At 64.5% G+C, this 14,063-nt stretch carries 12 protein-coding genes; 2 read left to right on the top strand and 10 right to left on the bottom strand.

What is annotated here, in order from left to right:
* The first annotated feature begins 169 nt into the window (after window positions 1–169).
* Complete coding sequence (locus AABA86_RS19485) at window positions 170–1,477, top strand: hypothetical protein (RefSeq protein ID WP_338308191.1); 1,308 nt, start codon at window positions 170–172, stop codon at window positions 1,475–1,477.
* A gap of 56 nt (window positions 1,478–1,533) precedes the next feature.
* On the opposite strand, the gene AABA86_RS19480 is transcribed toward AABA86_RS19485, so the two are convergent.
* Complete coding sequence (locus AABA86_RS19480) at window positions 1,534–2,313, bottom strand: helix-turn-helix transcriptional regulator (protein WP_338307965.1); 780 nt, start codon at window positions 2,311–2,313, stop codon at window positions 1,534–1,536.
* Between the two features lie 108 nt (window positions 2,314–2,421).
* Here AABA86_RS19480 and AABA86_RS19475 point away from each other — a divergent pair, with 108 nt between their 5' ends.
* Window positions 2,422–3,501, top strand: a complete 1,080-nt coding sequence (locus AABA86_RS19475; RefSeq protein ID WP_338307964.1) for a zinc-binding alcohol dehydrogenase family protein — start codon at window positions 2,422–2,424, stop codon at window positions 3,499–3,501.
* 95 nt (window positions 3,502–3,596) lie between these two features.
* Here the strand turns inward: AABA86_RS19475 and AABA86_RS19470 are convergent, their stop codons facing one another.
* The 9 genes from AABA86_RS19470 to AABA86_RS19430 all read right to left on the bottom strand — a co-directional run bounded on the left by AABA86_RS19470 (window position 3,597) and on the right by AABA86_RS19430 (window position 13,725).
* A complete protein-coding gene (locus tag AABA86_RS19470) occupies window positions 3,597–4,301 on the bottom strand; it encodes an ABC transporter ATP-binding protein (protein ID WP_097662487.1) in 705 nt (234 codons plus the stop codon).
* A 7-nt stretch (window positions 4,302–4,308) separates the two neighbouring features.
* A complete protein-coding gene (locus AABA86_RS19465; RefSeq protein ID WP_063194742.1) occupies window positions 4,309–5,589 on the bottom strand; it encodes a lipoprotein-releasing ABC transporter permease subunit in 1,281 nt (426 codons plus the stop codon).
* Window positions 5,590–5,679: 90 nt separating this feature from the next.
* A complete protein-coding gene (gene proS / locus AABA86_RS19460) occupies window positions 5,680–6,999 on the bottom strand; it encodes a proline--tRNA ligase (protein ID WP_338307963.1) in 1,320 nt (439 codons plus the stop codon).
* Between the two features lie 144 nt (window positions 7,000–7,143).
* Complete coding sequence (locus AABA86_RS19455) at window positions 7,144–8,706, bottom strand: copper resistance CopC/CopD family protein (RefSeq protein ID WP_338307962.1); 1,563 nt, start codon at window positions 8,704–8,706, stop codon at window positions 7,144–7,146.
* Window positions 8,706–9,248 (bottom strand): YcnI family copper-binding membrane protein, encoded by a 543-nt coding sequence (locus AABA86_RS19450; protein WP_338307961.1) that lies wholly within the window; start codon window positions 9,246–9,248, stop codon window positions 8,706–8,708. The genes AABA86_RS19455 and AABA86_RS19450 overlap by 1 nt, the downstream gene beginning before the upstream one ends.
* 29 nt (window positions 9,249–9,277) lie before the next feature.
* A complete protein-coding gene (locus AABA86_RS19445) occupies window positions 9,278–9,814 on the bottom strand; it encodes a copper chaperone PCu(A)C (protein ID WP_338307960.1) in 537 nt (178 codons plus the stop codon).
* A gap of 25 nt (window positions 9,815–9,839) precedes the next feature.
* Window positions 9,840–10,337 (bottom strand): TlpA family protein disulfide reductase, encoded by a 498-nt coding sequence (locus AABA86_RS19440; RefSeq protein ID WP_338307959.1) that lies wholly within the window; start codon window positions 10,335–10,337, stop codon window positions 9,840–9,842.
* The gene (locus AABA86_RS19435; RefSeq protein ID WP_338307958.1) at window positions 10,334–11,545 is read right to left on the bottom strand and encodes a sialidase family protein; all 1,212 of its coding nucleotides are present in this window, start codon (window positions 11,543–11,545) and stop codon (window positions 10,334–10,336) included. The genes AABA86_RS19440 and AABA86_RS19435 overlap by 4 nt, the downstream gene beginning before the upstream one ends.
* A 26-nt stretch (window positions 11,546–11,571) precedes the next feature.
* Complete coding sequence (locus AABA86_RS19430; RefSeq protein ID WP_445083473.1) at window positions 11,572–13,725, bottom strand: TonB-dependent receptor family protein; 2,154 nt, start codon at window positions 13,723–13,725, stop codon at window positions 11,572–11,574.
* Window positions 13,726–14,063: the final 338 nt, after the last annotated feature.

Here is a 14,063-nt window from a genome sequence, read left to right as displayed (position 1 = left end):
ACCTGGATCGTGAACACCCTATGCCCGCGTCATGGTCGCGTGTCCGGCGCGCAGCCATCTGCACGTGTCGGCGAAAAATAAACGCGACTCCCCGCGCCACCGCAAGTTGTGGACGCATCCTTGGTCGTATAGCGTCAGCATCAGGATGCACTTCGTGGTCTCACAGTTCATGCTCGTCCGAGCCCTGCTTCTCCTGGCCCTGCTGTTGTTTTCCGGCGCATTGCGGGCCGAAGGGACGCCGGCCGAGAAACCCGCCTTTGCCTCCCGGCTGACGATCTATCTCGCCAAAGGCGCGCCCGACGCGTGCGGGCCGGGCTGCGACCGCTGGATCGCCATCGAGGGCCAGATCGATCAGGACGCTGCGCCCCGCATTCGCCGCTTCCTCGCCGGCGTCAAGGATCTGCAGCGCCCGATCTACCTGCATTCGCCCGGCGGAAACGTGGAGCAGTCCTATGTGATCGCGCGGCTGCTGCGCAGCCGCAGGGCAATCGCCCGGGTTGGCCGGACGATCGCGACGGCGTGCGCCGCCGGCACGCAGGTGGACGCCGCGTGCCTGAAGATCAAGAACACCACCGGCGAGGTCGAGGCCGAGCTCACCACCTATCATGCGATGTGCAACTCGGCCTGCGGCTACCTGTTTCTCGGCGCGACCTCTCGCGAGGTTGCCCCCGATGCCGCGCTGGCGGTGCATAACTCCAGGCTGATCCTCAGATTTAGCGGCAATCCGCCTCCGGAGGTGGTCGCCGAAGCGCGGCGGCGCCGGATCGCCGGCGCCGATCGCGACCGCGCCGCGTTCATTGTGGCGATGGGAATCAGCCCCGAGCTCGATGCGCTGATCCGCACCGTGAAATTCGAAAACCTGCACGTGCTGACGCGGCCCGAGCTCTACCGCTTCGGTATCGACACGCGGCCGCTGGCCGAGACGATGTGGCGGCTGGAAAAGGGCACACGGCCGTTCATCAGCAAGATCGCCGCGGTGAAGAAGGAGAGCGACGCGTCGTTCCGGACCATGGAATGGCGCCTGTACTGCGAAAACAAGAAGCGCGTGCCGCTGATGTTCGCAGGTGAGATCGACGCATCGGCCGCCGGCAAGAAAACGATCCTGATCGCGGCCAGCGCCGACATGAGCAAGGAAGCGGGAGGGCCTCCGGTGCGGTTCGGAAAGTACGAGGTCTGGAACGGCGCCGTCGACCCCGACATGGTCAAGGCGGTGCTGGCCTCGCACTCCCTGCAGGTCCGGGAAACCACGCCGGAGCCAGAGGGAAAGGCTGATATCACAAGCTTCAACATCGACACGACCGGTTTGGCGTCGGTGTGGACGCAGCTCGGGACGTCGTGCACCTCAGCCGCGACAGGCCCGGCAAAATCCTGGCCGGCGAATTCCCTGCAGCCGACGCCCTGGACGGACAGTCCCTGGACAGCAGGTGGTGCCCTGCCGAACGTCAGCGCAACGCCTGCGGCCGCGCCCGCCCCGTAAGCGCAAGGCGGGCAAACTCGACAATCAGTCTTCAGAAGTGAAAGCCTGCCGCTCGGTTAGCCCCCGACCGGCGTATAGATCACCAGCTTCAGCGCGGGATCGTCGTTGGCCTGAAAGCTGGTGTGCTCGAAATGCAGGACGCCCTTGGTGGGATGGGTCATGGTCTTGCGGCCCGACAATGTGCCGTGCACTTCGTGCGCGCCCCACCATTTGACGAATTCGGGACTGCCTTCGCGCAAGCGCGTCAGCAGCTCCGCAAAGGCGGGATCGCCGGCCCAGACGTCATGGGTGGCGCGAAACATCGCGACCATGCGCTTGGCGACGTCAGCCCAGCCCGCCCCGTAGGATTTTCGCGTGCGCTTGTTGGTCATCATCAAGAGCAGCGTGTTGCGGTCCTCCTCCAGCAGCCGGCCAAACGCGAAGACCTCCTCGGCCGCCGCGTTCCAGGCCAGCACGTCCCAGCGCCGCCCGGTGATGTAGGCCGGATGCGGTAGGCTCTCGACCAGACGCAGGATCGCCGGCGGCACGATCTCGCGCGTGAACGCGCCCCTTGCGCCATCGCGCGCCAGTGCCTTCAGATGCGCATGCTCGGTCTTGCTGAGCCGCAGCGCGCGCGCCAGCGCATCGATGGTGGTGACGGAGGGGCTGACGGTTCGGCCCTGCTCGAGACGGATGTACCAGTCGACACCGATGCCGGCGAGCTGTGCGACCTCCTCGCGGCGCAGCCCCGCGGTGCGGCGCCGGCTACCCGCAGGCAATCCGACCGTCTTTGGTGCCAGCTTTTCGCGGCGGGACCGCAGGAAGTCGCCGAATTCGACGCGGCGTGGATCGGCCATGGTGTCGCTCCCGCATGGAGGGCCCTGAGAATACTAGGATAATACCAGGCCTTCCCGGCCCCTCCAAGGCCGCGCATATCGGCTTCACCCGACCTTGAGGTGAACATCATGAAAGCTGCCGTACTCACATCCCTGGGATCACCGCTGGCCATCGAGGACGTTCCGGAGCCGACGCTCGGCACCGGCGAGGTCATCGTCGACGTCGTCGCCACGCGCGTGCTCTCCTACATGAACGAGGTCTTTGACGGGACACGCAATTACGCGCTCGACCTGCCTGTTATCCCCGGCCCCGGCGGCATCGGCCGGGTGCGCGCGATCGGCCCGGACGCCACCAGGCTCAGCATCGGTGACTGGGTGTTCTGCGATCCGACGGTGCGTTCGCGCGATGATGTCGTCGCGCCCGATATCGCCCTCCAGGGGCTCACGGCCGCCGGCCCCGGCGGCATGCGCCTGCAACAGCATTTTCGCCACGGCTCGTTTGCCGAGCAGATGCGACTGCCGACCGAGAACGTCAAACGCCTCGGCACGATCACGCCGGAGGAAGCGACGCAATGGTGCGCGCTGGGCACGCTGCTGGTGCCTTACGGCGGCTTCCTCGCTGCAAACCTGCAACCCGGCGAGACCGTGCTGGTGAGCGGGGCCACCGGCAATTTCGGCAGCGCGGCCGTCTCGGTGGCCCTCGCGATGGGCGCGGCCTGCGTGGTCACGCCGGGCCGCAACGAGAAAATCCTCGCCGATCTCGTCCGGCGCTTTGGCAGCCGCGTGAGGCCGGTCAAGCTCACCGGCGTTGAGCACGACGACCGCGAGGCGATGAAGCGCGCTGCATCAGGCCCGATCGATTGCGTGCTCGACATCATGCCGCCCTCCGTGAGTACCAACGTCGTGCGCGCGGCGATCATGACGGTGCGTCCCTATGGACGCGTGGTGCTGATGGGCGGCGTCGGCATGGCCGGCGGCGCGGGCCTCGAGCTCTCCTACCCCTGGATCATGCGCAACTGCATCAGCATCCACGGCGTCTGGATGTACCCGCCGGATGCCGCGAGCCGCTTGATCGCGCTGGTGCGCGCGGGCCTGCTCAGGCTGGAGGAATATGAGACGACGGCCTTCGACCTCGACCACGCCAACGAGGCGGTGACGCATGCCGCGGCCCATGGCGGACCGTTCAGATTGACGGTGATCAGGCCTTAAGGTTCTGAGGCGGCGGCCGAGCGCTGTCGCCGATTTTTTCGTCAGTCCGACCAAGCACGTGGCTACTGTGCATGGGGTTGTTTCCGCAAAATTGGTTATTCGAGCTCGACCACCTGGCCGTTCGACAGCGACACGCGCCGGTCCATGCGGCCGGCAAGCTCCATGTTGTGGGTCGCGATCAGCATCGAAACCTTGGTCGCCTTGACCAGTTGCATCAGGGCCTGGAACACGTGGTCCGCGGTGTGCGGGTCGAGATTGCCGGTCGGCTCGTCCGCGAACAGCACCCGCGGCGCGTTGGCAACCGCGCGCGCGATCGCGACGCGCTGCTGCTCGCCGCCCGACAGCTCGGCCGGGCGATGGGTGATGCGGTCGCCGAGGCCGAGATAGCCAAGAATCTCCTTGGCGCGCTTGACGCTCTCGGACTTCTTCAGGCCGCGGATCATCTGCGGCATCATGACGTTCTCCAGCGCCGAGAACTCCGGCAGCAGCCGGTGCGACTGGTAGACGAAGCCGATATCGGTACGGCGCAGCTGGGTGCGCTCGATGTCGGGCAGCTGCGAGGTCGGCGCGCCGTTGACATAGACCTCGCCGGAATCGGGCGCCTCGAGCAACCCTGCGATGTGCAGCAGCGTCGACTTGCCCGAGCCTGACGGTGCCACCAGTGCCACCGACTGTCCCGCCCACAGCGCGAGCTTGGCGCCGTCCAGGATCGTCAGCGGCACCTCGCCCTGCAAGTACTGCCGCTTTATCTCGTGGAGATAAATGACCGGTACGTCTTCCGCCCCCTGCTGCTGCTCCATCAACCCCTCACTCGTACCGCAGCGCTTCGACCGGATCGAGGCGCGCGGCGCGCCACGACGGGTACAGCGTCGCCAGGAACGACAGCGTCAGCGCCATGATGACGACGGCCGTGGTCTCGCCGACGTCGATCTCGGCGGGCAGTTTCGACAGGAAATAGAGTTCTGGCGAGAACAGCTCGGTGCTGGTCAGCCAGGACAGGAATTGCCGGATGGATTCGATGTTGAGGCAGATCACGAGGCCGACGACGAAGCCGACCAGCGTGCCGACCACGCCGATCGAGGCGCCCGTGATCAGGAAGATGCGCATGATCGAGCCCTGCGAGGCGCCCATCGTGCGCAGGATCGCGATGTCGCTGCCCTTGTCCTTCACCAGCATGATCAGGCCGGAGACGATGTTCAGCGCTGCGACCAGCACGATCATGGTCAGGATCAGGAACATCACGTTGCGCTCCACCTGGAGTGCGTTGAAGAAGGTCGAGTTGCGCTGCCGCCAATCCACCAGGAACACCGGCCTGCCCGCAGCCTCCGTCACGGCCTGCCGGAAGGCAACGATCTGGTCGGGATTGGTGGTGAACACCTCGATCGAGGTGACGTCGTTGCTGCGGTTGAAATAGGCCTGCGCTTCCGCGAGCGGCATGAACACGAAGCCGAGATCGTATTCGGACATGCCGATCTCGAACACGGCGGCGATCTTGTACGGCTTGATGCGCGGTGTCGTGCCCATGGGCGTCACCGCGCCCTTCGGGGCCACCAGCGTGATGCTGTCGCCGGCATGCAGCGACAGCTGGTCGGCGAGGCGCCGGCCGATCGCGACACCCTGCCCGTCGTCAAAGCCCTCGAGCGAGCCTTGCTTGATGTTCTTGGCGATCGAGGTGAGGTTGTTGAGGTCGTCGGAGCGGATGCCGCGCACCAGCACGCCCGAGGCGTTCCACGGCGAGGACGCCAGCGCCTGCCCGTCCACCACGGGTGCCGCAAGCCGGATGCCTTTGACCTGGCTGAGGCGGTCGGCGACGTCCTTCCAGTCGGTCAGCGGCGATTCCAGCGGCTGCACCAGGATGTGGCCGTTGAGGCCCAATATCTTGTCGAGCAGCTCTTTGCGGAAGCCGTTCATGACAGCCATGACGATGATCAGCGTCGCCACGCCCAGCATGATGCCGAGGAAGGAGAACCCGGCGATGACCGAGATGAATCCCTCCTTGCGGCGCGCCCGCAAATAGCGCGCCGACAGCATCCACTCGAATGGCGCAAAAGGCGCGGTTTGCACGGTTTCGGTCATGGTCTCATCCATCGCTCGATAATCCCATGATTCGGGGTCAAATGTGGCCGGATTGGCGGCCGCGATATCGGGCGATGAACAATATTCAGCCGACCAGGCTTATCAGCCCACAAGTCTTGCGACCGCGTCCGCAGGCGACATGGTCTCGCGGGAGCCGTCACTGCGCCGCTTGATCTCGACCTTGCCGTCGGCGAGCCCCTTCGGGCCGATCATGATCTGCCAGGGGATACCGATCAGGTCGGCTGCGGCGAATTTGGCGCCGGCGCGCTGGTCGGTGTCGTCATAGAGCACGTCGACGCCCTTGGCCGCGAGCTCGGCATAAAGCTTCTCGCAGGCCGCATCGACCGCCGCATCGCCCTGCTTGAGGTTGAGAATCGACACGCGGAACGGCGCGACGGCCTCTGGCCATTTGATGCCGGCATCGTCATGGCAGGCTTCGATGATAGCGCCCAGCAGGCGCGAGACGCCGACGCCATAGGAACCGCCATGGATCGGCACGTCGACGCCGTCGGGGCCCGCCACCAGGGCCTTCATCGCGTCAGAATATTTGGTGCCGAAATAGAAGATCTGCCCGACCTCGATGCCGCGGGTATTCACCCGCTTGTCGGCGGGCACTTCCTGCTCGAACCGCGCAGCGTCGTGGACGTCCTCCGTCGCCGCGTAGACCGAGGTCCATTGCTTGATGATCGGCGTCAGGTCGCTGTCGTAGTCGACGTCCTCGCCCGGCACCGGCAGGTCCAGCACGTCGCGATTGATGAATACACCGGATTCGCCGGTCTCGGCCAGCACGATGAACTCGTGGCTGAGATCGCCGCCGATCGGGCCGGTCTCGGCGCGCATCGGAATCGCCTTCAGCCCCATCCGCGCAAAGGTGCGCAGGTAAGCCACGAACATCTTGTTGTAGGCGACGCGCGCCGCGGCCTCGTTGAGGTCGAACGAATAGGCGTCCTTCATCAGGAACTCGCGGCCGCGCATCACGCCGAAACGCGGACGCTGCTCGTCGCGGAATTTCCATTGGATATGATAGAGATTCAGCGGCAGGTTCTTGTAGGACTTCACATAGGCGCGGAAGATCTCGGTGATCATTTCCTCGTTGGTCGGCCCGTACAGCAGCTCGCGCTTGTGGCGGTCGGCGATGCGCAGCATCTCCGGGCCGTAGGCGTCGTAGCGGCCGCTCTCGCGCCAGAGGTCGGCAAGCTGGAGCGTCGGCATCAACAGTTCCAGCGCGCCCGAGCGGTCCTGCTCCTCGCGCACGATCTGCTCGATCTTCTTCAGCACACGGAAGCCGAGCGGCAGCCAGGCGTAAATGCCGGCCGCCTCCTGCCGGATCATGCCGGAGCGCAGCATCAGCCGATGCGAGACGATCTCCGCCTCTTTCGGATTTTCCTTCAGGATGGGCAGAAAGAACCGCGACAACCGCATGGTAATACTCTGGGAATCAGTGATGGGTTGCAGTGAAACCGGATTGAGAGCGAAAACACAAGACCGGGAATGAGGAAAAGCCGCTAACGCAGCGGAATTCCTGTCATTTTTCCGTCGGACTTCAGGTTCGGCCGGAGCTGCATCTTATCGTTCCGTGACATCGAGTTCATCTTCGAGCGTGATCTGCTCGAAGTCGGTCACCAGCGCGTCGATCCGTACGTGCCAGCGGCCTACAAAGGGCAGCTCGACTTTGCGCACGTGCCAGTAGCCGTCGGGCCCGAGCGAGGCCCTTCGCTCCATCGGCTCGATGCCGCGCTCGGGCAGGCTCAGGGTCAACGTCACCTCCTTGGCCGCCAGCGGCGTCCCTTCGCCGGTCATGAGCTGGAGCACGACATCATTGGTCCCCGCCTTGCCCGGCGAGACCAGGACCTGGAACATCGCCTTGTCGCTGTGGATGTGGATCGCCAACGGCGTCTCCGGCACGATCGTCCGCGGCGGCGGTGTGAAGCGCCAGCCGGCGACCACGGCCAGGATGGCGAGAGCAATAGCACTTTCCAGCACGATCGAGCGCTTGAGCGCGGGCGTCCCTTTCTCGTTCCGCGCCGGAGCCGGAGTCAGCCGGAACCGATTGAGCGCGGCCAGCGCCAGCAATCCCGTGACCAGAACGAGCTTGACCGAGAGGATCAGCCCGTAGCGGGACTCGACCAGCGCTGCCGGCTTTTCAAGCTGCACGATCGCGAGTGTGAGGCCGGTCAAGGCCAGCACGCCGACCGCGAGCGCAGCAATGCGGGAAAAGCGGTTCACGATCGGGAGCGTCGCAATCGTCGGCCGCGACACCAGCGCGACGAGCGGGGCCAGCGCGCCGATCCAGAAGGCAACGCCGAGGCCATGGAGAAAGATCGCCGGCCGCGTCAACGCCTCGGGCGGTGCCGTTGCGGCGTGCCCGGTCATGGCGAGCGACAAACCGACGCCGATGAATGCGATCATCGCAAGGGCGCGCGCGTACCATGCGCTCCGCAGCGCCATCAACGCGAACAGCATCGCTGCGAGGGCAACCAGCAAGGCAGGGCCTGCACTGGTCGCAAATGCGACCTTCCAGGGACCAGCGGTCGCAAGAGCAGATGGCGGCAGCCCAAGGAGATCGAGGCCCAACGCGCCAAGGGACGCCACCGCGCTCGGGAGGCCGAGGGCGAGCGCCATGCGCGGGACCGCCATGCCGGTCATCGACCACGCAACCCAGCGCGCGAAGAACACGCCGCCGACGCCAATGAACAGCCCGACGTAAAGGCCGACGCGCGTCAGCCAGATCAACACGTTCAACCCACCGTCCACCGCGGCGGGAGGCTTCGTCGTCGTCGGCATGCCGATCGAGAAGATCACCGATCCGGTGACGGGATGGCCGTCCTGCGAGATCACGCGATAGCTGACGACCGCGGTGCCCTCAGGCAGATCCACCGGCATCATGACCGAAATCGTCTCGCCTGATGCGCTGACGCGCGCATCGTCCCGCGCCCTGCCCGCACCATCGATCAGCCGGATCGCGCCCGGCGTCACCGCCTCGTTGAAGCGCAGTTCCACCGCCTTGGGCGCGGCCTTGAGCATGCTGCCGCTCGCCGGCTCGACCGAGACCAGCGCCGCATGCGCCGACGCACCGCTTGCGAAGCCGGCAACGAGGAGCAGCGTCGCAAGCGCGGCGAGCAGGCGCATCAGGGTTTTGGCAAAAGTTTCACGCCCGGCGCCGGCGACTTACCCTCGGACTTGCCCTCGGACTTGCCCTCATGTGAATGCCCTGCCCCCGCCGCCGGAATTTCGATCCAGCGGCTGACGCCGGCCTCGCATTCCTGAACGACGGGGAAGTACAGCACCGTGTTCGGCTTCAGGCTGTCGGTAAGGAACGTGCTGAGGACGAACTCGTCATAGTTCTTGTCCGGCAGCTTGCCACCGGACCACGCGACCTCCTTGACGCCGGAGGAGAGCTTGTTGCCGTGATAGTCGTATTCCCCGGCATATTTGCCCTCGACGACATCGACATTCCAGCCCGCCTTCGGCATCGGCTTCACCGCGATCACCCCTTCCGGAATTTGCACCCGGACCTTCACCGTCGGCGAGCCCGCGCAGCCATGCGGCACGGTGAAGACGGCCTTGTAAGACGTGCCGACCGTGGCTTGCTTGGTCTCGATCGACACGTGCGCCGCCGCGGGCGAGGCGGCGATCGCGGCAACTAGGATCAGGCAGGATTGCTTCGACATGTTCGGTCTCCCGAGAGTCCAGATCAGTCTCATTTCATCTTCATTCCCGAGTGATCCGGCATTTTCTTCATGTCCATATGACCTGAATGCCCGGCATCGCCAGGCGCCTGCGCGCCGACGCCCTGGACGTCGAGGGATACCGCGACTTTGCCGGCCTTCTCGAATTGCAGCGTCACCGGAACCTTGTCGCCCTGCTTGAACGCGCCCTTGAGCTCCTGGAGCATCAGATGATTGCCGCCGGGCGCGAGCTTCACGGTCTTGCCGGGATCGATGGCGAGCCCCTTGTCGAGCGGCCGCATCTTCATCACGCCGTTGTCCATCGCCATCTCGTGGATCTCGCTCTTCCCCGCGATATCGGCGGACACGCTGACCAGCCTGTCGGCCGCCGTGCCCTTGTTCTCGATGGTCAGATAGCCGCCGGCGACCTTGGCGCCGCCCGGCGTCGCCCGGCTCCACGCCTGCGAGATGACGAGATCGCCGGCCTTGACGTCGTCGGCGACCGCCGGGGCTGCGGAGATCGCAAGAGCGAACGCGGCGAGCAGCACGTTCTTCGAGATTGTCTTCATATCGGTATTCCCTTTGCAGACTACTTCAGTGTTTGGAGAGTTGTTGCGCCGACCACTTTTCGAGATCGGCAATCTCGGCCGAGCCTTCAATCGTCGTGATGGTGCCTTCCGGAGAGATGAGCATGGTCCTGGGGATGTCGCCCTGCCAAGCCGGATCGATCTCGAACCGCAAGCGCTCGACGAAGCCATCGTTGAAGACGAAGTTCTCGGTCGACGAGAGCCCGGCCTTGTCGAGCATCGATTGCGTGGCGGCCGGCAGGTTCGGCACGAGATCGGCGCTGATCGTGACCACGTCGATCTCCGGATGGTCCTTTGCAAACCGCCCGAGCAGCGGCAGCTCGACCTTGCACGGGCCACAGGTCACGCCCCAGAAATGCACGAGCGTCGGACGCCCAGTATGCCCCTTTAGGACGCCTTGCCAGCTGCCGCGTTCGAACGGCTTGAGAGTCGGCGGCGCTGCGAGCGCAGTCGCCGATGCGACCAGGATGCAAAGGCCCAGAATGCGTGCAAATCGACGTCTCATGGTTGGTCCTCGATTGCTGTGAGGCGATAGCCGTCCGCCTTCGTCATCCATGACAGGTAGGTCTGCTTGCCGTTGGAGACCAGCACAGGGTGATCGGAGGTGTCGGTCGTGCTCGATATCGCCTTCGGCGCCGACCACGTCTCGCCATCGTCGCGGGAGACCGTCATCTGGACCGAGGTCTTTTCACCGTCGAACTCCTTCCAGACCATCACCGTGCCCGCCGCGCCCGCGAGCACGAAGGGGCGCGTCGGATTACGATCCGGCCGCCCCAGCGCCATCGGCGAAGAGAACGTGCGGCCCTCGTCGCGCGAGTGGGCGTAGAATAGCCCTTTCCGCGCCTTCCCGTTGGTGTACCAGGCGACGTGATAGGTTCCGTTCGGGGCAACGGTGAGGCTCGGCCCGTGGTGCGGACAGGCGTTGATCTGCCAGTCGTCATTGCTGACCCGACGGATTTCGCCTGGCGTCGTGACGTCCGTGAAGGTCATCACCGCGTGGTCGCGCACGCCGCCCTCAAAAATGTTCCTGAAGATCGCGACCGGCCGCCCGGGCGCAGCGAGTGCGAGTCCCAACCGGCAGCATTCGCAGGTGCCCTCACGCGCCAGCTTCGCTTCTGCGTAGGTGGTGCCGCCGTCGCTGGACGAAGTGAAGAACAGCCCGGCTCCCTCGTACTTCTGTCCCGCTTCCTTCGCAAAAATGCGATTGCGCTTGTCGAGCCAGGCCGCGAACACCGTCCCATCCTGATCGAGCGCCAACGCCTCAAACCGCTGGCTCTCGTTGTTGGCGGTGATGGGCTTCAGCTCGGCAAAGCTCCTGCCGCCGTCGGCCGAGCGCGTATAGAGCACCTGACCGTTGAAGGCCTCGTCCCTGAAGGTCGAGAACGCGAGCGCGATGCCGCCGTTGCGATCGACCACGATCTTCGGCCGCGCATCCGGTCCCCAATCGAGGTTCAGCCGCTTCGTCGTGACCTGCGTTGGGGTGGAGAAGGTATGGCCTGCATCCTGAGAACTCGCGACCGAGACCTGCCCTCCCGCCATCCAGACCAGCCACAGCGTGCCGTCCGGACCGAATGCAGGCGTCGCCTTGGTCGCACAGCGTAGCGTCGGCTCCTCACACGCCGCCTCGGACACATGCGGGGCACGCATCTGCCCCAGCGCCGCGCTTTGCAGGCATGCGAGAGCAGCTATCGCGAGCAAGCCAGTTCGGATCATGGCCCTATTCCCTTCGAGAGCCCGGATCATTTGAAGGCCACCTTCATACCTGCAACGAACAGGCGTGGCGAGCCCGCATAGATCGATCCAGGCGCCGTGCTTGCGAGCGTGCTCCCTGGAATTTGCAGGCCGGCGGCCGTCACCGTGTTTGCGATGTTGTTTGCGGACGCAACATAGGTGCGATCGAATACGTTCCTGACTTCGAGAAACAGATTGAGTGACCTGAAGGTGTCGGACACCAAGTCGGTCTTGTAGTGGACATTCACATTGACCAGTTCGTAGCCCGGCGCCTTCAGCAGATTGGCATTGTCCATGTAGAAAGAGTCCTTCCACTGGACCTCGACGAAGCCGCCGAGGCCTGCCAGCGGCCCGGCGAACTCGTCGTAGCCAATTCGAGCCGTCAGCTCGTTGGGCGAGATACCGGGAATTTTGTTGCCGGCCCGGTTGAAGCTGAAGACGGCGCCATTGGTGATGTTCTCGACATATTCGGTGTAGACCTCGTCGAGATAGGTGTACGCCGCCATGAACCGCCAGCCCGGATAGAACTTCCAATCGGCGGCAAGCTCGATGCCGCGATGTTCCGAGCGCGGCGCGTTGAACGAATAGTTTACACCCGCGACCGATGTCGCCTGGTTGACGATCTCGTTCCGGAAGAACTCGTAAAAGCCAGTCGCGCTGAGCTTGAGCGCGCTGTTCGGCGTCCAATCGAAACCGAGATCGTAGCCAAGATTCTTCTGGGCTTGGAGCTGCGTATTGTTGCCCGATAGTCCCGTCTGAGCGACGAAGAGATTCGAGACCTGCGGAGTGCCATACCCCGTGGCAACGCGTGCCCGGAACAGCCATTCGTTATTGAGATTGTAGAGCAGCGCCAACTCTGGTGCAGTGTTTTGAAACTGCCTGTCCGCGGTCGTCGGCGTTGTCGTGGTGATGCCGGTTGGACCAGCGTACGAATAGGCAGTATTGGTGCCCTTGAGCAAGGTCGTCTCCCAACCGATACCCGCAACGGCCGTTAGCGACGACGTAAGCTTGAGCTCTTCCCTGGCACGAACACCATAATTGGTCGTCTCGCTGTAGAGATTGCTCGACAACCTACCGAGTGTCGCGTTGCCTCCCGGCATCACGTTTCGTGTGTCGCTCGACGCCGTCAGGGTATTGTAGAAGGCGCCGAAGAACGCAGTGGATTCCAGGCCGAGAATCTCTCCGCGCTTGGTCAGATCACTCATGTAGTTGTACGACGGGAAGTCGCCGATCGAGCTGGTGGAGCCAGTTGGCTGGCTGATGTTCCGATCGTCGAACACGAACTGGTTGCGCCAGGTCGTGGTGTTGTCGAAATCGTGCTCCCACCGGCCGCCGACGATTGTTCGGCGGTCGTTGCGGCCGAGCCCGGCCTGCGCGGCCGTCTCCGTATCGGTTCCGGCGGTCGCGTTGAAGCCATTGTTGAACAGCCTGACCGTACCGCATCCGGGCGCTGCCGTGGCACCGGTCGCACATCCCTGCTGGAAGGGATTTTGATAATATTGGTTCAGCGTGGAGCGAAGCGGCAGCCGCGCGCTGAGATCGTTGTTGATGATCTTGACCGTGAAACGGTCGTCCGGCGTCGCCTTGAGCGTGCCGAGGAAGTTGACGGTCTGCGTATTGAACCAGCTATTGCCGATATAGCCGTCGCCTCGTGTGTCGCTTGCGAACAGCGAGCCCTCGAAATTCCCGACCTTCTTGCCGGCCGCCAGGTAATTGTTGAGATAGCCGTAGCTGCTGCCGTCGACGCCGTATTCGACGCCGTCGATCGTGCCGCCCGGCCGTGTGCGAAAATTGAGCGCGCCGCCGGTCGCGTAATTGCCGTAGAGCGCCGACGAGGGGCCGCGGATCACGTCGATCGCACCATAGGCGTGGGGGTCGATCAGGTCGCTGCGCGACAGGCCGTCCGGCTGCGTAACGGGGAAACCGTCGTCGAAGATCACGAGATTGCGGATGCCGAAACCGTTCCGGGCGTTGGATCCGCGAATCGAGATGCCAAAATCGCGCGGGCCATTACCCTGCTTGATCGAAATGCCCGGACTGTCCCGCAGGACGTCGCTGACCGAAAACGACGGGCGGTTGTCGAACTGGCTGCGATCGATGGTCGTCGCGGTCTGGCCGGCCGGCGCCTGATTGAGACCGGCCCGCACTGCGCCGGCGGACATCGTGTTGTTCTGCCCCTGGGCGCCATCGATCGCGACCGGCGCGACCGGCCTCGCTGCGCGCGCCGCCGAAGCGGAGCGCAGCCGCGTTGGCCGGGTGATTGGTTTGGGACGGGACGTCTTGGGCGCCTCGACCGTCACTGCGGGAATCGCTTCCGAGGCAGCCTGGGCGAGCGCGTCTGAATCGATCGGGGACACCAGTCCGAAAAGCACGGGCAAGCCGGCGCGCCCCATCGCACGAATGCGTAACATCTCTTGAATTCCTGACATCCGGCACCTCGGCCGGTCTCATTGAGCACGCCATCGGCGGCAACGGCGCGCGCCAACGGTTCGGTTTGTCG

The sequence above is a fragment of the Bradyrhizobium sp. TM233 genome (assembly GCF_036247965.1).
GTDB classification, from domain to species: domain Bacteria; phylum Pseudomonadota; class Alphaproteobacteria; order Rhizobiales; family Xanthobacteraceae; genus Bradyrhizobium; species Bradyrhizobium ottawaense.
The sequence above is the reverse complement of the archived record's forward strand: the minus strand, read 5'-3'. Positions and strand labels throughout refer to the sequence as shown.